General features: G+C 71.4%; 23 protein-coding genes. 8 read left to right on the top strand and 15 right to left on the bottom strand.

Annotated elements, in window-relative coordinates; translation table 11 throughout:
- Positions 1 to 15: 15 nt before the first annotated feature.
- Together GT755_RS21995 and GT755_RS21990 are read right to left on the bottom strand one after the other, a co-directional pair.
- Positions 16 to 648: a LysE family translocator gene (locus tag GT755_RS21995; RefSeq protein WP_161481533.1), complete on the bottom strand. Its 633-nt coding sequence runs from the start codon at positions 646 to 648 to the stop codon at positions 16 to 18.
- A 28-nt stretch (positions 649 to 676) separates the two neighbouring features.
- A complete protein-coding gene (locus tag GT755_RS21990) occupies positions 677 to 1,531 on the bottom strand; it encodes a LysR family transcriptional regulator (protein WP_161481738.1) in 855 nt (284 codons plus the stop codon).
- A gap of 113 nt (positions 1,532 to 1,644) precedes the next feature.
- Here GT755_RS21990 and GT755_RS21985 point away from each other — a divergent pair, with 113 nt between their 5' ends.
- A complete protein-coding gene (locus GT755_RS21985; RefSeq protein WP_161481532.1) occupies positions 1,645 to 2,598 on the top strand; it encodes a threonine ammonia-lyase in 954 nt (317 codons plus the stop codon).
- Positions 2,599 to 2,603: 5 nt separating this feature from the next.
- Here GT755_RS21985 and GT755_RS21980 read toward each other — a convergent pair whose 3' ends face one another.
- From GT755_RS21980 to GT755_RS21970, 3 genes are all read right to left on the bottom strand, one after another.
- Entirely contained in the window at positions 2,604 to 3,119 is a 516-nt protein-coding gene (locus GT755_RS21980) for a hypothetical protein (protein ID WP_161481531.1), read from the bottom strand.
- A gap of 193 nt (positions 3,120 to 3,312) precedes the next feature.
- Positions 3,313 to 5,034 carry a substrate-binding and VWA domain-containing protein gene (locus GT755_RS21975; protein WP_328794451.1) on the bottom strand — a complete coding sequence of 574 codons (1,722 nt, stop codon included), beginning with the start codon at positions 5,032 to 5,034 and terminating at the stop codon, positions 3,313 to 3,315.
- Between the two features lie 60 nt (positions 5,035 to 5,094).
- The gene (locus tag GT755_RS21970) at positions 5,095 to 6,435 is read right to left on the bottom strand and encodes a M20/M25/M40 family metallo-hydrolase (RefSeq protein ID WP_161481530.1); all 1,341 of its coding nucleotides are present in this window, start codon (positions 6,433 to 6,435) and stop codon (positions 5,095 to 5,097) included.
- 240 nt (positions 6,436 to 6,675) lie between these two features.
- On the opposite strand from GT755_RS21970, the gene GT755_RS21965 reads away from it, so the two are divergent.
- Together GT755_RS21965 and ald are read left to right on the top strand one after the other, a co-directional pair.
- A complete protein-coding gene (locus tag GT755_RS21965; protein WP_161481529.1) occupies positions 6,676 to 8,055 on the top strand; it encodes an aspartate aminotransferase family protein in 1,380 nt (459 codons plus the stop codon).
- 16 nt (positions 8,056 to 8,071) lie between these two features.
- On the top strand, positions 8,072 to 9,187 hold the full coding sequence (gene ald, locus GT755_RS21960; protein ID WP_030451184.1) for an alanine dehydrogenase: 1,116 nt from the start codon (positions 8,072 to 8,074) through the stop codon (positions 9,185 to 9,187).
- Here ald and GT755_RS21955 read toward each other — a convergent pair.
- The 4 genes from GT755_RS21955 to GT755_RS41245 form a co-directional block, all read right to left on the bottom strand.
- Positions 9,184 to 10,584 (bottom strand): tetratricopeptide repeat protein, encoded by a 1,401-nt coding sequence (locus tag GT755_RS21955; protein WP_202610340.1) that lies wholly within the window; start codon positions 10,582 to 10,584, stop codon positions 9,184 to 9,186. The genes ald and GT755_RS21955 overlap by 4 nt on opposite strands.
- Before the next feature lie 58 nt (positions 10,585 to 10,642).
- On the bottom strand, positions 10,643 to 11,461 hold the full coding sequence (locus GT755_RS21950) for a sulfite exporter TauE/SafE family protein (RefSeq protein ID WP_235967130.1): 819 nt from the start codon (positions 11,459 to 11,461) through the stop codon (positions 10,643 to 10,645).
- A gap of 104 nt (positions 11,462 to 11,565) precedes the next feature.
- Complete coding sequence (locus GT755_RS21945) at positions 11,566 to 12,213, bottom strand: response regulator transcription factor (RefSeq protein ID WP_030451181.1); 648 nt, start codon at positions 12,211 to 12,213, stop codon at positions 11,566 to 11,568.
- 23 nt (positions 12,214 to 12,236) lie between these two features.
- Entirely contained in the window at positions 12,237 to 13,349 is a 1,113-nt protein-coding gene (locus tag GT755_RS41245) for a histidine kinase (RefSeq protein WP_161481527.1), read from the bottom strand.
- Between the two features lie 127 nt (positions 13,350 to 13,476).
- Here GT755_RS41245 and ggt point away from each other — a divergent pair, with 127 nt between their 5' ends.
- Entirely contained in the window at positions 13,477 to 15,216 is a 1,740-nt protein-coding gene (ggt, locus tag GT755_RS21935; RefSeq protein WP_161481526.1) for a gamma-glutamyltransferase, read from the top strand.
- A gap of 61 nt (positions 15,217 to 15,277) precedes the next feature.
- Here the strand turns inward: ggt and GT755_RS21930 are convergent, their stop codons facing one another.
- Positions 15,278 to 15,463, bottom strand: coding sequence for a hypothetical protein (locus tag GT755_RS21930; protein ID WP_030451178.1), 186 nt, complete (start codon positions 15,461 to 15,463; stop codon positions 15,278 to 15,280).
- 117 nt (positions 15,464 to 15,580) lie between these two features.
- On the opposite strand from GT755_RS21930, the gene GT755_RS21925 reads away from it, so the two are divergent.
- Both GT755_RS21925 and GT755_RS21920 read left to right on the top strand, forming a co-directional pair.
- Positions 15,581 to 16,369 (top strand): SURF1 family protein, encoded by a 789-nt coding sequence (locus GT755_RS21925; RefSeq protein ID WP_161481525.1) that lies wholly within the window; start codon positions 15,581 to 15,583, stop codon positions 16,367 to 16,369.
- Entirely contained in the window at positions 16,366 to 16,677 is a 312-nt protein-coding gene (locus GT755_RS21920) for a DUF3817 domain-containing protein (protein WP_034383168.1), read from the top strand. Before GT755_RS21925 ends, GT755_RS21920 begins: the two co-directional genes overlap by 4 nt.
- Here GT755_RS21920 and GT755_RS21915 read toward each other — a convergent pair whose 3' ends face one another.
- From GT755_RS21915 to GT755_RS21905, 3 genes are read right to left on the bottom strand one after another with little or no spacing between them, the layout of a single operon-like run.
- Positions 16,678 to 16,869, bottom strand: coding sequence for a hypothetical protein (locus GT755_RS21915; protein WP_030451175.1), 192 nt, complete (start codon positions 16,867 to 16,869; stop codon positions 16,678 to 16,680).
- A 52-nt stretch (positions 16,870 to 16,921) separates the two neighbouring features.
- Positions 16,922 to 17,854, bottom strand: coding sequence for an LLM class F420-dependent oxidoreductase (locus GT755_RS21910; RefSeq protein ID WP_161481524.1), 933 nt, complete (start codon positions 17,852 to 17,854; stop codon positions 16,922 to 16,924).
- A 27-nt stretch (positions 17,855 to 17,881) separates the two neighbouring features.
- A complete protein-coding gene (locus GT755_RS21905; protein ID WP_161481523.1) occupies positions 17,882 to 19,309 on the bottom strand; it encodes a carotenoid oxygenase family protein in 1,428 nt (475 codons plus the stop codon).
- Positions 19,310 to 19,423: 114 nt separating this feature from the next.
- Here GT755_RS21905 and GT755_RS21900 point away from each other — a divergent pair, with 114 nt between their 5' ends.
- On the top strand, positions 19,424 to 20,350 hold the full coding sequence (locus GT755_RS21900) for a winged helix-turn-helix transcriptional regulator (protein ID WP_161481522.1): 927 nt from the start codon (positions 19,424 to 19,426) through the stop codon (positions 20,348 to 20,350).
- Here GT755_RS21900 and GT755_RS21895 read toward each other — a convergent pair.
- Positions 20,340 to 20,792: a hemerythrin domain-containing protein gene (locus GT755_RS21895; protein ID WP_161481521.1), complete on the bottom strand. Its 453-nt coding sequence runs from the start codon at positions 20,790 to 20,792 to the stop codon at positions 20,340 to 20,342. The two genes, GT755_RS21900 and GT755_RS21895, sit on opposite strands and share 11 nt — an antisense overlap.
- 118 nt (positions 20,793 to 20,910) lie before the next feature.
- On the opposite strand from GT755_RS21895, the gene GT755_RS21890 reads away from it, so the two are divergent.
- Positions 20,911 to 22,536: a class I adenylate-forming enzyme family protein gene (locus GT755_RS21890; protein WP_161481520.1), complete on the top strand. Its 1,626-nt coding sequence runs from the start codon at positions 20,911 to 20,913 to the stop codon at positions 22,534 to 22,536.
- On the opposite strand, the gene GT755_RS21885 is transcribed toward GT755_RS21890, so the two are convergent.
- Positions 22,527 to 23,033: a helix-turn-helix domain-containing protein gene (locus GT755_RS21885; protein ID WP_161481519.1), complete on the bottom strand. Its 507-nt coding sequence runs from the start codon at positions 23,031 to 23,033 to the stop codon at positions 22,527 to 22,529. The two genes, GT755_RS21890 and GT755_RS21885, sit on opposite strands and share 10 nt — an antisense overlap.
- Positions 23,034 to 23,037: the final 4 nt, after the last annotated feature.

Here is a 23,037-nt window from a genome sequence, read left to right as displayed (position 1 = left end):
CACCGACAGAACCGGTTACTTGCCCGGTTCGCCGGTGAACGCGGCCACCCCGCCCAGGGCGATGTAGACGACCCCACTGCCGACGTCGAGCCGCCGCCGGGCCGCCGCCGACCGCTTCAGGCGTCCGGCCAGCGCGGAGGCGGCCAGGGCGTAGGTTCCGTCGCTGGCCATGCCGAGCACGACCCAGATCATGCCGAGCAGCACGATCTGCGGGGCCAGCGGGCCGGCGTGCGGGTCGGCGAACTGCGGCAGGAAGGCCAGGAAGAAGATGGCGGTCTTCGGGTTGAGGACGTTCACCACGAAGCCCTCGCCGAACAGGCGGGCCTTCGGCGTTTCGGTCACCACGGCCTCGGCGGCCGACGTCCGGTCCATGAGCTTGCGGACGCCCAGGTAGACGAGGTAGGCGGCGCCGGCGTACTTCACGATGGTGAACGCCGTCGCCGAGGCGGCCAGGATCGCGCTGATGCCCAGCGCGGCGGCGGCGATGTGGACGAGCGATCCGGCGTGCACGCCGAGCACCGACACCATCCCGGCGGCGCGGCCCTGGGCGACGCTGCGGGTGACGATGTAGACCACGGCGGGGCCGGGCACGAGCAGCAGCGCCAGGGTGGCGACGGAGAAGACGGCGAGCGTCGGCAGATCGGGCATGCCGCGAGGATAGGGACGAACCCGCTGATCACGCCAAGGGTTTTGCCAGCGCCTCCAGCAGCGCCTGGGTGGCCGGGGGGTCGGGCGGGGCTCCGTAGGTGGCGGCGTACACGTGCCTGACCGAGCCGGGCAGTTCGGCGGTCCTGACCCTCGGGTCGCGGTGGGCGCGCAGGGCCAGCGACGGCAGCAGCGCCGCGCCGAGCCCGGCCGCGACCATCGCCTGGACGGCCACGTAGTCGTCGGTGGTGAAGGTGATGTTCGGGGTGAATCCTTCTTTGGCGCACACGTCGAGCAGATGGCGGCGGCAACGTTCGCATCCGGCGATCCACTGGCCGTCGCGGTGGTCCGTGAGCGTGGGCCCGTCGAGGTAGACCAGGTGGCCGGGGTCGTCGAACAGGTGGCGGATGCGGACGTCGGGGTCCTCGCCCGGTCCGTATCCGAAGACCACCGCGACGTCGGCCTCGCCGGCCCTGATCATCGCCAGCGCCTCGGGCGGCTCGGCCTCGGTGATGTGCAGCTCCACGCCCGGGTACGCCTCCGCGAGCCGGACCCCGGCCTCGGGCACGAAGGTCCCGAGCGCGGAGGGGAAGGCGGCCAGCCTGACCCGGCCGGCCCTGAGCTGGGTGAGCGCCTCCAGTTCGGCGGCGGCGGAGTCGAGCCGCCCGAGGATCTCGGCGGCGCGGTCGGCGAGCAGTTGCCCGGCGTCGGTCAGCCGGACCCCTCGGCCGACACGTTGCAGCAGCTTGGCGCCGGTCTCGGCCTCCAGCCGGGCCAGGTGGTGGCTGACGGAGGGCTGGGCGTAGTGGAGTTCCTTGGCGGCCGCGGTCAGCGAGCCGGTGCGGGCGACGGCGACGAGTACCCTCAGGCGGACGGGGTCGAGCACCTCATCGATGCTACCCACGTCGGTATATGGCGGGAATACATCGATACCATCTATGGATTTCGCGATATTTCCCTATTGGACCTATCAGTGCAGGTGGGTTCAGGCTGGTCGGCATGACCGACATGCGTGACATCCTCCAGGCCGCCTCCCTGCTCGCCCGGCACATCCCTCCGACGCCGATGTGGAGCTACCCCGTCCTCAACGGGGTCGCCGGGGCCGAGTTGTGGGTGAAGCACGAGAACACCCAGCCGATCGGGGCCTTCAAGGTGCGCGGCGGGATCACCCTGCTGGCCGCCCTGCCCGACCAGTCGCGGGGCGTGGTGGCCTACTCGACCGGCAACCACGCGCAGTCGATCGCCTATGCCGCGCGGTTGTCCGGGGCGCCGTGCGCGATCGTGATGCCGGAGAACCCGAACCCGTCCAAGGTCGCCGCCGTCGAGGCGCTCGGCGCGACGGTCGTCATCGGGGGAGCGACCATGGTCGAGGCGGCGGACGTGGCCCGCGCGGAGGCCGACCGGCTGGGCCGCCGCCTGATCAGCCCGGCCGACGAGCCGGAGATCATCGCCGGGGTGGGCACCCTCTACCTGGAGATCCTCCTCCAGCGGCCGGATCTCGACGCGATCGTCGTCCCGGTCGGCAGCGGAACCGGCGCGGCGGCGGCCTGCCTGGTGGCGCGGGCGCTGGCCCCCGGCTGTCAGGTGATCGGCGTCCAGTCGGCCGCCGCCCCTGCGGCGCACGACGCGTGGCGGCTCGGCGAACTGGTCCTGCGCCCGATGAAGACGCGGGTGGACGGCCTGGCGACCGGCTCGGCCTACGCGCTCCCGCAGCAGGTCATGCGCGACCTGCTGACCGACTTCCTGCTGGTCACCGACGAGGAGATCCGCGCCGCCCAGCGCCTCATGCTCACCCACGCCCACACGTTGACCGAGGGCGCGGGCGCGGCGGCGCTGGCGGGGGTGTTGTCGCGGCGCGAGGATTTCGCGGGCAAGAAGGTCGCGATCGTCGCCTCGGGCGGCAACGCGGGCCCCGCGGAGCTGACGGCCCTCCTGGAACACGAGAACGCATAGGCGGGTCAGTCGAGGTCGTCGTGGGTTTCCCGGGCCAGTTCGTGGAGGCTCTGGCGGGTGAGTTCCAGGTCGGACGTCAGGTGGTCGAGGGCCGTCGGGGTGTCGGCGCCGCTGGTCGCGTCCAGGGCCGACAGTTCGATCACGCGGGCCACCAGGCCCTCCAGGACGATGACCGTCGACTCCAGCCGGACCAGCAGGCGTTCCCTGGTCGCCGACAGGCGGGCGTGGACCTCCTCCTGGGCGGTCAGGGCCGTGATCGCACGGTCGAGTTCGGCCGCGATCTCCGGGCGGGCCGACTCGCGGGCGTGGGTCAGGCGCAGGCGTTCCTGGCGCAGGAAGCCGGGGTCGAGGCGGCCGAGGGCGGCCGTCGTGACCGACGTGTGGGCGGCCAGCCGCCGCAGGGTCGCCACCGTGTCGTCGACCTGGGGGCGCATCGAGGCCACCGGGCCGACCAGCAGGCGGCCGCGCATCGACTCGCTGAGTTCGGCGAAGGTGGCCGCGGCGCGTTCGGCGCGGGCCACGGCGTGGTCCTCCGGGCTGCCGCCGGTGACCGGCGGAGGGCCGGGGGGTTCGGCGGGCTCGGGCGTGGACAGGAACGCAGAGATCAGCCAGCCTGCCAGCGCCGCGGCGAGGGCCGCCGCGACGGGCAGGCGCAGGGCCAGGCAGGCGAGGCCCGCGACCGCGCCCGGCAGCAGCGCCCACGGGTTGGCGAACCTAGAAATTGGCGATCACCTCCGTGAAGATCCGGTCGATGACGCCGGGGTCGCGGGAGTCGTAGGAGGCCGCCCTGGTCGTCTCGGAGATGGTCTTCAGGGTGCCAAGGTCGGCGTCGGCGCCGTAGGCGATGGTGAAGACCCGCACCGGGTGGGGCCCGCGCAGGCCCTTCAGGAGGTGGTCGAGGGTGATCGACTGTTGCACCTCGTCGCGGCCGTCGGTGAGGAGCACCACGGCGTCGATGGTGTCACTTCGAGCCTGGTCCTGTACGTGCCGGTACGCCGCCAGCGCCGTGTCATGGAGACCGGTGGCCCCCTGGGGGCGCAGCCGGTCGATCTCGGCCCGCAGGTCGTCGCGGTTGCCGGTGGCCATCGGCACGAGTTCCGTCCGCTTGGTCGAGAACGACCACAACCCGACCCGGTCGCGGGGCCCGAAGTCGCCGACGGCCCGTTTGGCCGCCGACTGCGCCAGGGCGAGCTTCGATCCGCCCGTACGGGAGGCGGAGGCCTCCATCGACCCCGACACGTCCATGACCATCAGCACGTTGGCCGGCTTGCGCAGTTCGGCCCAGCTCGCCAGCACGGCGTCGAGCACCTTGGGCGCCGGGACCTGGAGGATCTTCACCGGCAGGGGGTCGTCGAGGGCGCGGAAGCCGTGTTCCGCGAAGCGCCGCTGCTGCGCGGGCGCGCGCAGGTAGGCAAGGAAGTCGGCCGCCACCTTCCGCTTGGCGGGGGAGGCCCATTTCAGCACGGCATAGGGGTTGTCGGACAAGAGCGTGCCCTCTTTGGGATGGATCGCGACGAGCGGTACGTCGGGCCGGTCATGCTGTCCCCGCGTCGCCGGGTCACCCGTCGGGTTGCCCTCGTTGTAGTCCCAGACCGACTTCTCCTCGACGGTGACCGCGGAGATGTAGGACATCGCCGCCCCCGCGTCGTCGGCCCGCTGGAGGTTGGACAGGAACGTGAGCGTGGTGTCGCCGTAGTGGACGATCGACCGCTCCACCCCCTGGACGAACCGCCGAACCTTCGGCGAGGCGACGTCGCGGGTGGTCAGGTCGCCCGACACTCCGGTCGCCGCGACGTACGCCCCGATGGTCGCGTTCAGCCCCGAGGTGGAGAACCCCGGATGGGTCTTGCCGAGCCGGAAGGGCCCCCACTCTGGGTGCCCGTGCCGCGCCCACCCCTGCTCGGAGGAGGCCAGGTCCAGCACGTCACCCCACCCGAGGGCCTTCTCGGGCCACCCGAGGGCCTCGGCCATCGGCTCGGGCATCGCGATGACCAGCGGCGTCTTCACGATCGAGGGGGCCTCGGCCGGGATGGGCGCCGAGCGGCTCCGCTGCCGCAGCAGCGTCAGCCACCCGGACGCCGCCGGGCTCCACACGTCGGGCCGCGCTCCGTCGGCGCGGGTCCACCCGTCGGCCAGCGCGTCGAGGGCCGCCCCGGACGCCATCGTCGTCACGGTCACCGTCCCGCAGCCCTTGCGGGAGTAGCCGGCCGCCATCTGGCGTAACAGCTCGGCCTTCTCGCTGGAGGCCGCGATCCGCAACCCGGCCTTGGACGGGGTGCACTCGGGATCGGCGTGCACCGTCCGCACCACCACGACGACCGCGCCCGCCACGATGGCGGCGACCAGGAGGGCCGAAGCGAGCCGCGGACGGCCGGAGGCCGGCCGTGGCTCGCGCTGCGAATCTGCCCCAGAGAACCGGCGGGATCGACGGCGCACACGGGCCTCCCACGGATGTGTCGGTACTTATCCCGACGAATGGGGACCCGCCAAAGTTCTTTACGACGCGCCGTACTCCAGCAGGAACAGCGCCTCGGCCGTGGCCACGCGGCGGAGCTCCTCGATGTCGACGCGCTCGTTGGGCGCGTGGATCCGGGCCGCCTCGTCCTCGGCGCCGAACAGGAGCAGCTCGGCCTCGGGGAACTGCCGCTGGAGGGTGGCCACCAGCGGGATGCCGCCGCCCTGGCCGACGTCGCGCGGCTCGCGGCCGAACGCCCTGGTCATCGCGCGGTCGAGGGCCGCACGGGCCGGGCCGCCCGCCGGGGCCTGGAAGCCCGAGCCGACCGAGATGTCGGAGAACGTGACGTGCGCGCCCCACGGCGTCTGCGCCTCCAGGAACGCGGTCACGTCGGACAGGGCCGTCTTCGGGTCGTTCTGGGCGGGGACGCGGATGGTCACCCGGGCCCGCGCGACCGCCTGGATGGCGTTGACCGCACCCGAGACCGTCGGCACGTCGAGCCCGGTCACCGTGATCGCGTAGGAGCCCCAGATGCGGTCGGCGATCGAGCCGGTGCCGACCAGGGAGACCCCGTCGAGCACCCCGGCGCCCGCGCGGAACTCCTCGTCGGTGCCCGCGTCGCCGTCGAAGACGCCCTTCTCCAGCCCCGGCACGCGCACGTCGCCGTCGTCGTCGTGGAGGGCGACCAGCATGCGCATCAGCGCCGCCAGCGCGTCGGGGGCCGGGCCGCCGAACGAGCCGCTGTGCAGGGCGTCGCGGAGGGTGCGCACCTCGACGGTCACGGCGGCCATGCCGCGCAGCGAGGTGGTCACGGCCGGGTCGCCGACGGCGGGGTTGCCGCAGTCGGCCACGATGATCGCGTCGGCGCGGACCAGCTCGGGGTTCTCCTCGACGAACCGCTCCAGGCGCTCGCCGGCGTACTCCTCCTGGCCCTCGATGATTACCCGCACGCCCACGGGGAAGCGGCCGTCGAAGGCACGCAGCGCGGCGAGGTGGGTGATGATGCCGGACTTGTCGTCGGCGGCGCCCCGGCCGTACACGGCACCGTCGATCTCGGTGGGCTCGAAGGCCGGGGTGTCCCACAGGGCGGGGTCACCGGGCGGCTGGACGTCGTAATGGGCGTACAGGAGCACGGTGGGAGCGCCGGGAGGCGCCGGGGCCTCGGCGTAGACGGCGGGGAAGCTGCCCTCGACCGGGATCTGCCGCACGGTCGGCAGACCGGCGTCGCGCAGCAGCGACTCCACGGCCGCGGCGGCGCGGTGCACCTCCTCCTCGGGATGCCCGGGGAAGGCGACGGACGGGATAGAGACCAGCGCCTTGAGGTCCTCCACCGCGCGTGGCATGGCGGCGGCGACGGCGTCTTCGATGTCACCAGGAGTCATGCGCCCCATCGAACCATAAACCGGACAGCGTCTCGGAGCGAGCCGCGGGCGGCCGAAGGCCGGCCGTGGCTCGCGATCTTGAATCTGCCCCCTCCAAACAGGTCGACGAATTTCGTCGCTGTTACACGTAGAAGTCGAGGAATCCGAAGCCGTTTCAATTTGCAACCACGTTTTCCCTTGGCAGATGTCTGGGATTCAATGCACACTGACAGCGGAGCTCAGACACCAAGGGAAGTACAGATGACGCACCCCGAAGATCTGCAGAGAGCGGCTCACGACAACCTCTGGATGCACTTCACCCGCCACGGCGCCTACGAGCACGCCGAGGTCCCCATGATCGTGCGGGGTGAGGGCGCCTACATCTACGACGTCAACGGAAAGCGCTACCTCGACGGCCTCGCCGGCCTCTTCGTGGTGCAGGCCGGCCACGGCCGCAGTGAACTCGCCGAGGCGGCCGCCAAGCAGGCGCAGGAACTGGCCTTCTTCCCGCTCTGGTCGTACGCCCACCCCAAGGCGGTGGAGCTCGCTGCCCGGCTGGTCGAGCACACCCCCGGCGACCTGAACCGGGTGTTCTTCACCACAGGCGGCGGCGAGGCCGTCGAGACCGCCTGGAAGCTGGCCAAGCAGTACTTCAAGCTGACCGGCCGCCCCCTGAAGCACAAGGTCATCAGCCGCCAGATCGCCTACCACGGCACCCCGCAGGGCGCCCTGTCGATCACCGGCATCCCCCTGTTCAAGCAGATGTTCGAGCCGCTGGTGCCGGGCTCGGTCCGGGTGCCGAACACCAACTACTACCGCGCCGACGAGATCACCGGCGTCCCCGGCATGACCCCCGAGCAGTACGGCATCTGGGCCGCCGAGCGGGTCGCCCGCGCGATCGAGATGGAGGGCCCCGACACGGTGGCCGCCGTCTTCGTCGAGCCGGTCCAGAACGCCGGCGGCTGCTTCCCGCCCCCGCCCGGCTACTTCAAGCGACTGCGCGAGATCTGCGACGAGTACGACGTTCTGCTCGTCTCGGACGAGGTCATCTGCGCCTACGGACGGCTCGGCACCATGTTCGCCGGGGAAAAATTTGACTACGTACCGGACATCATCACGTCCGCGAAGGGTCTGACCAGCGGGTATTCTCCACTTGGAGCGATGATCTGCTCCGACCGGCTCTTCGAGCCGTTCAAGTCGGGGACCGAGATGTTCGCCCACGGCTACACGTTCGGCGGACACCCCGTGTCGGCGGCCGTGGCGCTGGCGAACCTCGATTTGTTCGAGCGCGAAGACCTGCTGGGTCACGTGACCCGCAACGAGGGCGCGTTCCGCGCCACCCTGGAGAGGCTCTACGACCTGCCCATCGTCGGCGATGTGCGGGGCAGCGGGTTCTTCTGGGGCGTCGAGCTCGTGAAAGACAAGAACACCAAGGAGACCTTCACCGCCGACGAGTCGGAGCGCCTGATCCGGGGCTTCCTCTCCAAGGCGCTGTTCGAGGCAGGCCTGTACTGCCGGGCGGACGACCGCGGCGACCCCGTGGTCCAGCTCGCCCCGCCGCTCATCTGCGGCCAGAAGGAGTTCGACGAAATCGAATCCATCCTTCGCGGAGTCCTCACCGAAGCCTGGGCTCTGCTCTGAGAAAGGAACCCCGAAGATGAAGATCGGCGTGCCCGCCGAGGTCAAGAACCACGAATATCGTGTCGCGGCGACCCCCGCGGGCGTCCATGAGCTGGTGCGTCACGGCCATGACGTCCACGTCCAGCGCGGCGCGGGCCTCGGCTCGCACATCCCCGACGAGGAGTACCTGGCGGCCGGCGCGAAGATCGTCGACTCGGCCGACGAGGTGTGGGCCGAGTCGGAGATGGTCCTGAAGGTCAAGGAGCCGATCGCCGAGGAGTACCACCGGCTCCGCGAGGGCCAGGTGCTCTTCACCTACCTCCACCTGGCCGCCTCCCGGCCGTGCACTGACGCGCTGCTCGAGAGCCGCACCACGGCCATCGCCTACGAGACGGTCCAGGTCGGCGGCGCGCTGCCGCTGCTGGCCCCGATGTCGGAGGTGGCCGGGCGGCTGGCGCCGCAGGTGGGGGCCTACAACCTGATGCGCTTCAACGGCGGCCGGGGCGTGCTCCCGGGCGGCGTGCCCGGCGTGGCCCCGGCGAAGGTCGTCGTCATCGGCGGCGGCGTCTCCGGCCTGCACGCCGCGCAGATCGCGGTCGGCATGGGCGCCGAGGTGACCATCCTCGACGTCAACATCGACCGGCTGCGCTTCATCGACGCGATCTACCAGGGCCGCCTCAAGACCCTGGTGTCGACGTCGTACGCCATCGAGAAGGCCTGCCTTGAGGCCGACCTGGTGATCGGCGCCGTGCTGATCCCGGGCGCCAAGGCCCCCCAGCTGGTGTCGAACGCGCTGGTGGCCCGCATGAAGCCGGGTTCGGTGCTCGTCGACATCGCCATCGACCAGGGCGGCTGCTTCGAGGACTCCCGTCCGACCACGCACGCCGAGCCCACCTTCACGGTCCACAACTCGATCTTCTACTGCGTGGCGAACATGCCGGGCTCGGTGGCCAACACCTCCACCTACGCCCTCACCAACGCCACCCTGCCCTACGCGGTCAAGCTGGCCGACCAGGGCTGGAAGAAGGCGCTGGCGGGCGACGCCGGGCTCGCGCTCGGGCTCAACACCCACCAGGGTCTCGTCACCAACGAGCCGGTCGCGGTGGCGCACCAGCTCCCCTACACCCCCGTCGGCGAGGTCCTCGCGGCCTAACTCAGGCCTAGGCGTTTTCGCAGGTCACGGGCCGTCTCCAGGACCCGCTCCACTTCGGTGGGGGTGGGCCAGGGGGCGGTCCCGGGGCGCAGCAGGGTGGCCCGCACCGCCGCGAGGTGCTCGACCGCCCCGATGTGCAGGCCGCTCTTGTCGGCCAGCCACGTGATCGGGTCGATCGGGTCGCGCAGGCGCCGGGTGACCATGTCCCAGGTGCCGAGGATCTCGCTCAGCTCGGCCACGTCGAGGGTGGTCTCGCCGCGCCGTCCGGCCGCCGCGACGGCCAGTTCGGCCCGCGCGGCCAGTTCGGGCTCGGCCGGCCGGTCCCAGCCCGGCGTCTTCGGCAGGGCGCTCCACCGTTCGGCCTCCATGGCCCGGTCGGTGGCCGTCAGCAGGGTGGCCAGCTCCAGCGCCGCCCGGTAGTGGCCCTGCGCCGCCGCCTGCCGCAACCAGTGCTCGCCGCCGCTCATGTCGGCGTGCTCGGCGATCAGCAACAACCCGAAGTTGTACGCCGCCTCGGCGTCGCCGCTCGCCGCCGCTCTCCCGAACCAGTGGGAGGCGGCCCGCGCGTCGTCGAGCTCGACGCAGACGAACCCGGCCATCCGCTGGTCGTCGACCCGGCCCGTCCCGGCGGCGCGCTCGAACCAGGCCCGCGCGGTGCGGAGGTCTCTTCTGGCCAGCGCGAGATTGCCCAGCTGGGAAGCCGCGCCCGGGTGGTCGTGCTGGGAGGCCAGCCGGTAGAGCACCTCGGCGCCCTCGGGGTCGCGCAGGGCGTGCAGCAGCAACCCCAGGTGGTAGGCGGCCTCGGCGTGCCCGCCCCGGGCCGCGAACTCCCACCAGTGGCGCGCGTCGCCCTCCTCGCCGCCGGAGTAGCCGAGAAAGCCCAGGTCGTGGGCGCTGGTCAGGTCGCCGTCGAGGGCGGCCCTGCGGTGCCAGTCACGGGCCCGCGTCAGTTCTCCGGCGTCCTCGCAGAGCAGCGCCAGCCGCCGGGACGCCCGCCGCGACCCGGCGGTGGCGGCGGTCTCGTACCAGTGGAAGGCGGCCGGGGCGTCGCCCTTCTGCTCCAGCAGCAACGTGGCCAGGTTGGCGGCGGCCTCGGCGTCGCCGGTTCCGGCGGCCAGTTCGTACCAGCGCAGGGCCTCGTCGAGCGAGCCGTGCTTCTCGTGCCACTTGCCGAGGTTGAAGGCGCTGTCGACGTTGCCGGCCCCGGCCGCCCGCTCCCACCAGTGGCGGGCCGCCGAGCGGTCGCCACGCTGGGCGTAGAGCCGCCCGAGCAGGTGGGCCGCGCGGGCGTCCCCCGCCTGAGCGGCGGCGTGCAGGTCGTCGCCCTCGCCGTCGGCGGCGGGGCGGGGCGGCGGGACCTGCGCGGTCCTGGCCGACACCTCAGGCCACATTGTCATGCCGGACAGAGTTGCATGTAACAGTCTGGTCACGGAGGGTGATTGCCAGTTTCTTACTTCAGCGGATGCTGATGAATCCCGAGAACATGCCCATGCCGCACGAGTATCGGACCGTCCCCGGCCCCCGCGCGCCCAGCCTTATGGTCACCTGCCCGGTCTCCGGCAGGGCGACGTCTCTGCCGTCGATCGCGACCGTGGTGGTGCAGCTCCGGTTGTGGTCGGTGCGGAAGACCACGACGATCTCCCGATGGGCCGGAGCCGAGATCGCCGCCGGCCGGAACCCGTCGGGCGTCGCCCAGACCACGTTCCCCGCCGAGGCGGCGACGGCGGGGCTGTCGGGCAGCCAGCCGCCGAGCCGTACGCCGGAGAAGACGGTGAAGAGCCCGGCGGCGATCACCAGCACCCCGGCCCACCGGGCCAGCCGCTTCAAGACGATCCCCACCAGGGCGAACGCCGGAGACGACCCCAGCACGAACCCGCCCATCAGCGCCGCCCCCGCGAGCGCCGACCCGCTGGAGACCGCCACGAGCTCGGTGCTCAGCGTCACCCCGCAGGGCACCAGAACCGTCGCCGCCCCCCGGGCGAACGGGCTGCCGGTCAGCGGCCGGCACGCCATCGGACGGCGCAGCAGCACGACCCCCGCCACCACCACACCCAGCCCCGCGACGACCAGCACAAGGGCTCTGACCTGCGGCGCGAGCACCAGCACTCCGCCGACGAGACCCAGCAGCGCGCCCAGCACGACATGGACGAGGGCCCGCCCGGCCAGGAAGGCCCAGATGCGGTCGACCCCCGCGATCAGCCCACCCTGGACGGCCGTGCACGACACGGAGCCCGCGAGCAGCCCGGCGCCCACCCCGCCGGCGAACAAGGCCATCACCAGCGCAACCTAACGTGACCGGCCGGACGCGAGAAGTAGCCCGGATGCCACTCCCTCCGCACCTGGCCGCCAGTACGGAAAGCGCTTACCCGGCTATTTCATCACGTCCAGCCCGGCCTGACCAGGCCGGATTCGTAGGCGATCACCACGAGCTGGGCCCGGTCGCGCGCCCCGAGCTTCATCATCGCCCGGCTGACATGGGTCTTCGCCGTGGCGGGCGACATGAACAACCTCCCGGCGATCTCGTCGTTGGTCAGCCCGTTGCCGACCAGGGCGAGCACCTCGCGCTCCCGCTCGGTGAGCGAGCCGAGCTCCTTCGGCACGACCGGCGCCTTCGCCCGCGACGCGTATTCGGCGATCAGCCGCCGGGTCACCCCGGGCGACAGTAGCGCCGCGCCGCCCGCCACCACCCTGACGGCCTGGATGAGCTCGGCCGGTTCGGTGTCCTTGACCAGGAAGCCGCTCGCGCCGCCGCGCAGCGCCTCGAAGACGTACTCGTCGAGCTCGAACGTGGTCAGCATGACCACCTTCGGCCCCGGCGGCATCAGCCGCACGGCCGTCAGGCCGTCGGTGCCGGGCATCCGGATGTCCATCAGCACCACGTCGGGGGAGTGCTCCCCGGCCAGCCGCACCGCCTCGGCCCCGTCGCCGGCCTCGGCGACCACCTTCATGCCCTCCTGCGCGTCGAGCAGCGCCCGGAACCCGGCCCGGACGAGGGCCTGGTCGTCGGCCAGCAGGATCCTGATCACGGTCGTTTCTTGGGCGGGCCGGGTCATGGCTTCTCCTTGGCGGGGATCGGGAGGGTCGCCGCGACGCGGAAACCGCCGTCGTGGGGGCCCGCCGTCAGCGAGCCGCCCAGGGCCGAGGCGCGTTCGCGCATGCCGGGGATGCCGTTGCCGCCGCCCAGGTCGGTGACCGCGTCGCGCTTCCCGGCGCCGTCGTCGGTGACCGTGACGCGCAGGGTGTCGTCTCCGTAGTCGAGGCAGACCACCACCGACGAGCCGGGGGCGTGCCGCGTCACGTTGGTGAGGGACTCCTGGACGATCCGGTAAGCGGCCCGGTCGGGCCCGTGGGGGATCTGCCTGACCTGTCCGGTCCGGGTGAGTTTCACGTCGAGGCAGCTGCGGTCGGCCAGGTCGTCGAGGCGGTCGAGCCCGGCGGTCGGGTTCCGGGGGGCGCCCTCGCGCAGCACGTCGAGCACGCCGCGCATCTCGCTCAGCACGTCCTTGGAGGCCGTCTTGATCGTCGACAGGGCGCTGCGGGCCTGCTCGGGATGGGTCTCGATGAGGTGCAGCGCGGTCGAGGCCTGCACGTGGATGAGCGAGATGTTGTGCGCCAGCACGTCGTGGAGCTCCTGGGCCATGCTCAGCCGCTCCTCGCTGGCCTGCCGGCGTTCCTCCTCGGCGGCCTTCTGCGCCTTCTCGGCCCGGCGCTCGCGGAAGGCCCGCAGCCACTCGGCGAAGGTGAGCACCAGGAACAGGAACGCGGCCACGGCGAGGTTGTGATACCAGCCTCGGGGCGGGCCGGAGACCAGCCACGTCGTGTAGACGATCATGAACAGGAGGGTGGCCATGCCCCACGCCCAGGCCGGCCGCCGGTGCCCGGAGACCAGGGTGTGGACGATCATGATGATGGGCGTCAGGAAGACCGGCCCGTAGACGAAGCCGAACAGCAGGAACACCCAGGTCGCCACCAGGGTGACGGCCATCGCCACGGTAGGCCGCCGCCGCATCGCCAGGATCATCGCGGGGCCGACGAGCAGCAGCAGGTAGCCCCGCCAGTCGAGCGGGGTGCGGTCGGGCTGGGCCCACTGGGCGCCCACGGACGCGACGGTCTGCACCACCGCCGCGGCGATGGCGTGCACCACGTCTCTGCGCTCGACCACGGTGTCACGTTAGGCGACCTCAGCGGGCATGACATCCATCAGTGGGGGAAGCCCGCACTACACCTCGGGGCGTACCGGGCCTTGACATGTCCGGTCATCCTTGGATGATCGCAAAGTGGAGGTGACCATGAGACGCGTCACAGGCGCCGCGCTCGGGATAGTCGTCATGGGGGCGCTCGTCGCGCCGCCCGCCCAGGCCCGGCCTCAGGTGGAGAAGAAACCCGTGGCCGAGGGCTACGGCGGGGCGGTGGCCACCGTCGACCTGGAGGCCAGCAAGGTCGCCCTCGGCGTGCTGAAGGACGGTGGGAACGCCATGGACGCCGTCGTCGCCGGAGCCGCCGCGCTCGGGGTCACCGAGCCCTACTCGGCCGGGCTGGCCGGAGGCGGCTTCATCGTCTACTACGACGCGCGGTCGCGCCGCGTGGTCACCGTCGACGGCCGCGAGACCGCCCCGGCGAAGATGACCGCCTCGACCTTCGAGGGCATCCCCTTCGACCAGGCCGTCACCAGCGGCCTGTCGGTCGGCGTGCCGGGCTCGGTGGCCCAGTGGAACCTGGCGCTGCGCCGCCACGGCACGATCTCGCTGAAGAAGGCGCTGAAGCCCTCCGTCGACCTGGCCCGCAGGGGTTTCCCCGTCGACCAGACCTTCCACGACCAGACCGCCGCCAACGCGGCCCGCTTCGCCGACTTCACCTCGACGGCCGCCCTCTACCTGCCGGGCGGCGCCCCGCCGCCGGTCGGCTCGACCTTCCGCAACCCCGACCTGGCCCGCACCTACCAGGAGCTCGCCGACCGGGGCCCCTCCTGGCTCTACGGCGGGAAGCTCGGCCAGGAGATCGTCGCCACCGTCAAGAACCCGCCGGTCACCCCCGGCTCGACCCGGAACGTGCGGCCGGGCCTGATGGAGGTCTCCGACCTGCGGGCCTACCGGGCGCTCACCCCCGAGCCGACCAGGGTCCGCTGGAACGGCCTGGACGTCTACGGCATGGCCCCGCCGTCCTCCGGCGGCTCCACCGTCGGCGAGGCGCTCAACATCCTGGAGAACGTGGGCCCGGCCGGGCTGAGCGAGTACCTCGACGCCAGCCGCCTGGCCTTCGCCGACCGCAACGCCTACGTCGGCGACCCGGCGTTCGTGGACGTCCCGCTGGAGCAGCTCCTGTCGGAGGGCTTCGCCAAGGAGCGGGCCTGCCTGATCGGCGACACCGCGCTGCCGCACCCGGCCGCCCCCGGTCAGCCCGACGGCGTCTACGGCCCCTGCGCCGCGCCCGCTCCCGCGCCCGAGACCAAGGAGCAGCAGCCCGAAGGGCCTGAGACCACCCACCTGGTCGCCTCCGACCGGTGGGGCAACGTGGCGGCGTACAACATCACCATCGAGCAGACCGGCGGTTCGGGCATCGTGGTGCCCGGACGGGGCCTCCTGCTCAACAACGAGCTGACCGACTTCAGCTTCGGCCCCGCGCCGAACGACCCCAACCTGCCCGCCCCGGGCAAGCGCCCGCGCTCCTCGATGGCCCCGACGATCGTGCTCAAGGACGGCAGGCCGCTGCTGGCGGTCGGCTCGCCCGGCGGCGCGACGATCATCACGACCGTCCTGCAGATCCTGCTCAACCGCTTCACGTTCGGCATGTCGCTGCCCGACGCCGTGGCCGCCCCGCGCGCCTCGCAGCGCAACATCGCGGCGACCCAGGCCGAGCAGGCCTTCATCGACCGCTACGGCGCCGAGCTGACCGCCAAGGGCCACACGTTCGCGGTCACCCCGGAGATCGGCGCCGCGACCGCGCTGGAGTTCCTGAGGCACGGCAAGGTCCAGGCCGTCGCCGAGCCCACCCGACGGGGTGGGGGCAGCGCGCTGGTCGTCCGGGACTAGCCGGGCATGTCAAAACCGCCGGCGGGCGCGGTCGCCGGCGGTTCTGCTCGCGGAGGTCTTCCTAGGCCACGAAGGCGAAGTAGCCGACGACCGCCACCACGATCACCAGGGCGACGCCCAGGGCGATGTAGAGGGGCAGGCGCGACGACTCCTGCTGCTGGGCCTCCTGCGCGGCCTCTTCCTGGTTGCGGGCGAAGGCGCGGAAGGCCTGCGTGTTCCCGGCCGGGTCAACCTGTGGGTCAGACATGTCACGAACTCTAGCGACACACCATGCCCACGAGACACCAATATGTCGTTATTGCTAGTTTTGCGGAATCCGGCCCCATGGCCGGGACCGGTGTGCAAGGCGGATACCTTGTGAGTCATGCTGCGCACCCTGTTCGCTCCCCGGCTGGTGGGCCTCCACCTGCTGGTGATCGGGGTTCTGGTGGCCTTCGTCCTGCTCGGCCGCTGGCAGCTCGGCGTCTTCACCGACTCCGGGCAACCCCGGGCCGCCGCCGACCCGGCCCCCGTCGCGCTGACCGAGCTCAGCAAACCCGGTGAGCGCGTCACCGCCGACGAGATCGGCCGCCGGGTCACCGCGACCGGCACCTACGACGCCGGCGCGCAGCTTCTGGTCGCCGACCGCGAGCCCGACGTCGCCGCCCCCGGGGGCCGCGCCTCGGCCGGCCAGGGTTTCTGGCTGCTCACCCCGCTGACCCTCACCGACGGCTCGACCATGCCGGTGGTACGCGGCTGGGTGGCCTCCCCCGACGACCCCGCCGCGGCCGTCCCGGCGGGTCAGGTGAGCGTGACCGGCCGGCTGCGGGCGCCCGACCAGTCCGACGCGGTCCAGCGCGGTGGCACGCTGCCCGCCGGGCAGGTCGCCACGGTCTCGACGGCCGAGCTGATCAACCTGTGGACGGGCGACGTGCGCGACGGCTTCGTCGTGGCCACCGAGCAGACGCCCGCCCTGTCGGCCACCCCGGTGGCCGTGCCCGCCCCCACCCAGGGGGCCGCGCTGACCTGGCGCAACCTGGCCTACGCGGCCCAATGGTGGATCTTCGCGGCGTTCGCGGTCTACATGTGGTTCCACTTCGTCCGCGACGCCGTGAGAGAGACCGCGCGCCACACCGTACGATCTGTTGACCCCGAACCCGAGCCGGAGACGTGACCGTGGAATCAGCCCTCAAGCCGTTTCGAGTGATGGCCTACATCGTGGGCTGCATGCTGCTCGTGCTCGTGACCGGGATGGTCCTGCGCTACGGGTTCGACATCCCCGGGCCGTCGCAGATCATCTCGCCGATCCACGGCTTCCTCTACATGGTCTATCTGGTCGCCACCATCAACCTGGGCCTGAAGGCCCGCTGGTCGTGGGGCTACATCCTGGGCGTGATGCTCGCCGGGACGGTGCCGTTCCTGTCGTTCTACTTCGAACGGCGGGTCACCGACCGGGTTCACGCCCAGGTCGCGGCGGCCTAGCTAGCGGCCGATGCCCCGGCGGCGCAGGCGAAGAATGCGCCGCCGCTGTGATTCGTCGAGCATGAACCAGGCGACGACGGGCGCCCCGAGGAGCCCGACCACCACCAGGAACGAGATGAGTCCGGGCAGCAGCCAGATGGCGAGCAGCGAACCGATGCCCGCACCGACGTAGTACTTGGCGAGTGGCGACATGGGGGCCCCTTCGGATCATTCGCGATGCATCTCAATACTGGACGATGGATCCTCAACGTGCGCCCAGAGCCTGCAGTTCCCTGAGCGTCGCGGCCCCGCCGGGGTCGTCGTCGGTGCTCGCGGGTATCACGGCTATCTCGTCGACTCCCGCGTCCCGATATTCGGCCAGCCGCTTCTCGGCGGTGGGGCCGAGCAGCCCGACCGATTCGAGCAGCTCGTCGGGGATCTCGGCGAGCAGCTCCCGGGGGTGCGGGCGGGTGCGGGCGAACGCCACGACGTCGCCGAACCCGGCCTCGGTGAACATCTCGCCGTAGCCGGGGGCGGCCAGGTAGCCCACGACGCCACGGCGGAGCTGCTCCATCGCGGCGGCGTCCTTGCTCGCGGAGGCGGTCACCCACGCCGTCACCCGCGTGCCGCCCGCGGCCCGGAAGTCGCCGATCAGCCGGGCGGCCGACGCGGGGGTGATCAGGTTGAGGACCATGCGGTCGGCCGTGGCGGCGATCCGCACCGCCTGCGGGCCGAAGGCGGCGACCGTGACCGTCGAGCGCGGCGGGTCGAGCCTGAGCCGATATCCCGACGAGCGGGCGTGCGCCGACTTCTCGCCGTCGAGCAGGCCGCGCAGCACCTCCACCTGCTCGGCCAGCGCCCGCGCCGAGCCCGCGTGGGGACGGCCGTGCCACTTCTCGACCACGAGCGGGCTGGAGGTGCCGATCGCGACGTCGACGCGCCGCTTGACCAGGTCGGCGACCGAGGCCACGCCCATGGCGATCATCATCGGGTCGCGGACCGCGACCGCGAAGGGGCCGAGGGTCAGGGCGATGCGTTCGGTGGCCAGGCCGACGGCGGTGGCGAGGGCGAAGGCGTCGTAGGTGGCCATCTCGCCGATCCACAGTCCGGGATAGCCGAGGTCGTCGGCCGCCTTGGCGGTGAGCAGGGCGTCGGAGGCCGGCCGGTCCTGCCACAGGCCGAGGGAAACGCTGAGCATCTGGAGCCGTTCTTCGTTCGTGGACGATCAGGGGAGCTGGTCTGACCGTACCCAGGTGGCGTGGAAGCCGAGGGGCACCCGCTGCGGGAGCAGCACCCGGGCGACCGGGCCCTTCGTGATGTCCGAGGCGTCCAGGACCTGGACCTCGGAGCGGCCCTCCCGCTCGTCGGTGACGAAGGTGACCAGGTAGCCGTCGTCCTCCCCGGCCGAGCCGTCGCGGGGGGCGAAGGGGGCCTCGCTGCCGTAGCGGTGCTCGCCGAAGTGGTAGGTCTGCTTCGTGCCGGTCAGGTTGTCGTACTTCACCAGGCCGTCGAAGAGGTTCGTGGGGGCCTGTTTGACGGAGACGTTGTAGGCGTAGCGGGACCTGCGGCCGGTCGTCCGGAGGTCGATCGAGGGGAACTCGGTGTTGTGGTCGCCGTCGACGTACTCCTCGGAGGTGGTGCCCGTGGTCAGGTCGAAGCGGTAGCGGTACATGCGGGCGTCGAGCTTGAGGTAGCTGATCATGCGGGCGAGCACGCTGCCGCCGCCGCTGGGGGCCGGGCGGGCGACGCGGCAGACGTCCATGACGATCTCGCCGCCCTCCTCCCACGCGTTGACCACGTGGTAGATGTAGCAGGGCTTGGCCTCGAACCACCTGATCTGGTCGGCCCGGCCGCGCTTCGGGATCACCCCGAACCGCGACGGCAGCGACCGGTCGAAGGTCAGCTTGTAGCGCCCCCGGCGGGCGGCGTCGAGGTCCTGGTACAGCGGCAGGTCCATGAGGATCGCGTGATTCTCGGTGATCGCCATGTCGTGGGGGAGCCGGGCGCCCGGCAGGTCGAGGTCGACCACGTGGTCGACGGTGCCCTGGGGGCCGACCACCCCGTACCGGAGGAACGGGGGTTTGGGCCCGTAGTCGAACCAGAACAGCTCCCCGGTCCGTTCGTCGACCTTCGGGTGGGCCATCACGTCGCCGGTCAGCGTGTCGAGGAAGGTCTGCGCGCCGAGCGTCTCCAGCGACAGGGGGTCCATCGTGTACGGCGACCCGCACAGGTACCACGTCGTGAGCAGCCGGCCCTGGTGGAACACGATGTCGGTGTTGGCGGAGTCCTTCAGGTTGAGCCCCCGCGTGTTGCCGAACGGGTTGTCCTTGGGGTTCTCCATGACACCCGTCCACAACGCCCGGCCGGCCGCGCTCTCGGCCTCGAACGCCTTCGTGCGCACCCACCGGTTGCGGTAGCGGGCGGCGCCGTTCTCGAAGTGCACGGCGTGCACCATGCCGTCGCCGTCGAACCAGTGGTAGCGGCCCCGCATGGGGAAGCGGGCGTTGGGGCCGTTGCGCAGGTAGACGCCGTTGAGATCTCTCGGGATCTCGCCGACGACTTCCAGCTGGTCAGCGGTGAGCTCCTCCTGGACAGGCGCGTACACCCCCAGGAGGTATGGGTTGTCTTCGCCTGATTCGTCCAGAACTTTCATACAGTGACGCTACGGATAAAGAAGTCAGCTCGTCAATGTGCCCTTAGAGTGGGATATTCGGGTTCATCCAGTAAGCGCGGGGAAACATGCACAGCACCACCTGTCAGGAATCTCATGCCTGAGGCCACCCTGACGGTCGCACCACCTTCGGCCCCGGCCGAAGAGCGGCTCACCCCCATCGGGCGGGCGCTGACGATCCTCGGCGACCGGTGGGTCCTGATGATCCTCCAGCGGGCCTTCCTCCTCCACGTCCGCACCTTCGCCGGCTGGCGCGACGAACTGGGCATCAGCGAATCGGTGCTGGCCTCCCGCCTCAAGGAGCTGGTGGCCTGCGGGATCTTCGAGACCGCCGCCTACCGCAACGGCCGGATCCGCTACGAATACCGGCTCACCCAGCGCGGTCTCGACCTGTGGTCGCTGCTGGTCGCGATCTACTCGTGGGAACGCGACTGGACCGACCGCGAGCTGCCCCCGCTCATCCACGACGTCTGCGGCCACGAGTCGCGCCCCGTGCTGGGCTGCGGCCACTGCCTCAACGTGATGACCGCCCGCGGCACCCACACCGTCCGCGGCCCCAACGCCACCTTCGCCAGCGCGCACGCCCCCCGCCAGCACCGCCGCACCGCGGGCCCCCGCCCCGACTACCTCGGCTACTGCCCCGACGCCATGGAGATCCTGGGCGACCGCTGGTCCACCCACGTGCTGGCCGCCGCCTTCCTGGGCGTGAAGCGGTTCGGCGACTTCCAGGCCGAGATGGGCATCGCGCCGTCGGTGCTGACCGACCGGCTGCGCCGCTTCGTCGACCTCGGCGTCTTCCGCACCTGCGAGTCGGGCTACCGCCTCACCGAGCGGGGCCTGGCCTTCTTCGAGGTCTTCGCGTTCCTCGTCGCCTGGGCCCAGCGGGAGCTCCCGACGCCACCGGGCTCCACACTCGACATCACTCACAAGTCCTGCGGCGCCGGGCTCGCTCCCGTCCTGCTGTGCACCGCCTGCGGCGGCGTGCTCGCCCGCCGCGAGGTGCACTTCGACATCAGTGCCTGAAGGTCTCCCTCACCTCTTCGGCCATGACATGGCGTTCGGCCGCGCTGGTCACCGAGTCCAGGGCGGCGTACTCGTACCTCTCCTCCGCGGTGACGTGCGCGAACACCGTCGCGCGGAGGACTTCCAGGTCGCGGGTGAAATCGGGGGAATCCGGATCGACGGTTCTGATGAGCTCTCTGACGTGCCCTGCCTCCCTCCTCCTGTTGGCCACGATCTCTGCCCCGCCGTTCAGGCGGGCCAGCGCGACCGGGTGCACGACGACCTCCTCGGCCTCCTCGTGTACGGCCAGCAGCCGCACCAGCCTCCCGAAGGTCTCCCTGCGGTCGGCGGGCTGACTGCGCTCCACGGCATCGAACAGATCCCTGATCAGAGCGTGCTGACGGGTCAGCACGGTGATCACGTCCAGGTCCTGATCCGGCTCGACGGTGGTGCGGCGGTCCATCCGTGGCCTCCTTTCTGATCTCCTCCGCCTAACCCACACGAATCAACCGAAACTCGTTGACCCTGGGGACCGGGTTGCCTAATGTTCCGGGCACAATCAAAGAGTCCGGGAGTCCGGTATGAGGCTGCACGCGAAAGATGTCGTCGAGCGCTACACCTCCGCCGGGTGGTGGACTGACGACACCATTGACGGGATGTTGCGGGCTCGCGTTGCCGAACGGCCTGCCGCCCTCGCCGTGGCCGACCCCCCGAACAAGCCCGCCCTCATGGCCGGTTCCGAGGTCAAGCGGCTGACCTGGCAGGAGCTCGACGCCGAGGTCGACCGGGTCGCCGCCGTCCTCGTCGACCGCGGGGTCACCGCCTCCGACGTCGTGGCCGTCCAGTTACCGAACTCGGTCGAGCTGGCCGTCACCGTGCTCGCCGTGGTGCGCGTCGGGGCGATCGTGACACCGTTCCCGGTACAGTTCCGGCGCTACGAGCTGGCCCAGCTGACCCCCCTCGCCTCCGCGTCGGTGTTCGTCACGTCGGCCGACCGGGCGGAGGTCGTGCACGAGATCGGGGTCGAGACGGTCCTCGAATGGGGCGGCGACCTGGAGACCGCCACCGGCGACGCCGGGAAGCTCGCCGCCCACCTCGCCGCGCTGAACGTCGACCCCAACGACTGCGTGACCATCTGCTGGACGTCGGGCACCGAGGCGACGCCCAAGGGGGTGCCGCGGTGCCACTACGACTGGGGCGCGGTCGGCTGGACCTGCGCCGACGCGGTCGGCCTCGGGCCCTCCGACGTGGTGCTCAACCCGTTCCCGATGGTCAACATGGCCGGGATCGGCGGCGTCTTCATGCCGTGGTTGCGGACCGGCTTCGCCCTCATCCAGCACCACCCCTTCGACCTGCCGGTCTACCTGACCCAGGTCGCCTCCGAGCGGGTGACCTACACGCTCGCGCCGCCCGCGCTGCTGACGATGCTGCTGCACAAGCCCGAGGTGCTCGGGCAGTTCGACATCTCGTCCCTCACCCGGATCGGGTCGGGATCCGCGCCGCTGCCGCCGCCGATGGTGCGCGGCTGGCAGGAGAAGCACGGGATCGCGATCATCAACTTCTTCGGCTCGAACGAGGGGATCGCGCTCCTTTCCGACCCCGAGACGATGCCCGACCCCGACGACCGGGCGCGCTACTTCCCGCGTCCCGACGCTCCCGGCACCTCGTGGCCGGGGACGCTCGGCGGGACGTCGGTGAAGCTGTTTTCGCACGACGGGATCGAGGTCACCGAGGAAGGGGTGCCCGGGGAACTGCGGCTGTCGGGGCCGACCGTGTTCGCGGGATACCTGGCGGGGACGGCCGAGGCCGACCCGTTCGACGACGACGGGTATCTCGTCACGGGCGACGTGTTCGAGCTCGCGCAGGGGCGCTATCTGCGGTACGTCGACCGGGCCAAGGACCTGATCATCCGGGGCGGGATGAACATCGCGCCGGCCGAGGTGGAGGCGCTGCTCGCGGGGCATCCGGCCGTGGCCGAGGTGGCGATCGTGGGATATCCGGACGCGGTGCTGAATGAGAAGGCGTGCGCGATGGTCGTGGCCAAGCCCGACACGTCGGTGACGCTCGAATCACTGGTGGAGTTCCTGCGCGACCAGGGGATCGCCTCCTACAAGCTGCCCGAGCGGCTGGAGGTCGTCGAGGCGCTGCCGCGCAACTCGCTGGGGAAGATCCTCAAGCGGGAGCTGCGGGAGACCCTTCAGGGGTAGCGGATCAGCAGACTCGCCTGCACGTCCTCCGGACCCCTCGCCGCGTAGAGGTGCGGCGTGTCCGACGTCCACACCAGATGGTCGCCCGGCCCGCCCGTCAGCGGTGACGCCTCCGGCCCCACCTCGGCCACGCCACTGAAGATCGTCAGGTGTTCGGTCACCCCCGGGCCGTGGGCGGGGGAGATCTGCGCGCCGCCCGCCTTGATGACCAGGTGGTAGAGCTCGTAGGTCACGGTCGCGTCGGTGAACGATTCGAGCAGCCGCCCCTCGACGGCCACGTCGGGCAGCACCGCAGGTGACGACAGCAGGGCCGTCAGGGGGACCTCCAGGGCCGCCGTCACCTTCCACAACGTCTCCATGGTCGGGTTCCGCGTCCCGGTCTCCAGGCCCGACATCGTCGCCTTCCCCACCCCGGCCGCCCTGGCCAGGGCCGACAACGACATGCCCTTCGCCTCGCGGAGGTCGCGGAGGCGGCGGCCTATCTCTTGGGCGTCCACGTCG

Origin of the sequence: Herbidospora solisilvae, from assembly GCF_009901565.1 — a bacterium.
Lineage (GTDB): Bacteria > Actinomycetota > Actinomycetes > Streptosporangiales > Streptosporangiaceae > Herbidospora > Herbidospora solisilvae.
Note: the sequence above shows the minus strand (reverse complement) of the source record. Positions and strands in the feature narration are given on the sequence as shown.

Bases quoted from the DNA above. Each gene is read 5' to 3' on its own strand.
- GT755_RS21985 (WP_161481532.1), top strand. From the start codon at position 1,645: ATGACCGACATGCGTGACATCCTCCAGGCCGCCTCCCTGCTCGCCCGG.
- GT755_RS21970 (WP_161481530.1), bottom strand. From the start codon at position 6,435: ATGACTCCTGGTGACATCGAAGACGCCGTCGCCGCCGCCATGCCACGC.
- GT755_RS21995 (WP_161481533.1), bottom strand. From the start codon at position 648: ATGCCCGATCTGCCGACGCTCGCCGTCTTCTCCGTCGCCACCCTGGCG.
- GT755_RS21905 (WP_161481523.1), bottom strand. From the start codon at position 19,309: ATGAAAGTTCTGGACGAATCAGGCGAAGACAACCCATACCTCCTGGGG.
- ggt (WP_161481526.1), top strand. From the start codon at position 13,477: ATGAGACGCGTCACAGGCGCCGCGCTCGGGATAGTCGTCATGGGGGCG.
- GT755_RS21915 (WP_030451175.1), bottom strand. From the start codon at position 16,869: ATGTCGCCACTCGCCAAGTACTACGTCGGTGCGGGCATCGGTTCGCTG.
- GT755_RS21930 (WP_030451178.1), bottom strand. From the start codon at position 15,463: ATGTCTGACCCACAGGTTGACCCGGCCGGGAACACGCAGGCCTTCCGC.
- GT755_RS21965 (WP_161481529.1), top strand. From the start codon at position 6,676: ATGACGCACCCCGAAGATCTGCAGAGAGCGGCTCACGACAACCTCTGG.
- GT755_RS21950 (WP_235967130.1), bottom strand. From the start codon at position 11,461: ATGGCCTTGTTCGCCGGCGGGGTGGGCGCCGGGCTGCTCGCGGGCTCC.
- GT755_RS21910 (WP_161481524.1), bottom strand. From the start codon at position 17,854: ATGCTCAGCGTTTCCCTCGGCCTGTGGCAGGACCGGCCGGCCTCCGAC.
- ald (WP_030451184.1), top strand. From the start codon at position 8,072: ATGAAGATCGGCGTGCCCGCCGAGGTCAAGAACCACGAATATCGTGTC.
- GT755_RS21925 (WP_161481525.1), top strand. From the start codon at position 15,581: ATGCTGCGCACCCTGTTCGCTCCCCGGCTGGTGGGCCTCCACCTGCTG.
- GT755_RS21890 (WP_161481520.1), top strand. From the start codon at position 20,911: ATGAGGCTGCACGCGAAAGATGTCGTCGAGCGCTACACCTCCGCCGGG.
- GT755_RS21955 (WP_202610340.1), bottom strand. From the start codon at position 10,584: ATGACAATGTGGCCTGAGGTGTCGGCCAGGACCGCGCAGGTCCCGCCG.
- GT755_RS21900 (WP_161481522.1), top strand. From the start codon at position 19,424: ATGCCTGAGGCCACCCTGACGGTCGCACCACCTTCGGCCCCGGCCGAA.
- GT755_RS21895 (WP_161481521.1), bottom strand. From the start codon at position 20,792: ATGGACCGCCGCACCACCGTCGAGCCGGATCAGGACCTGGACGTGATC.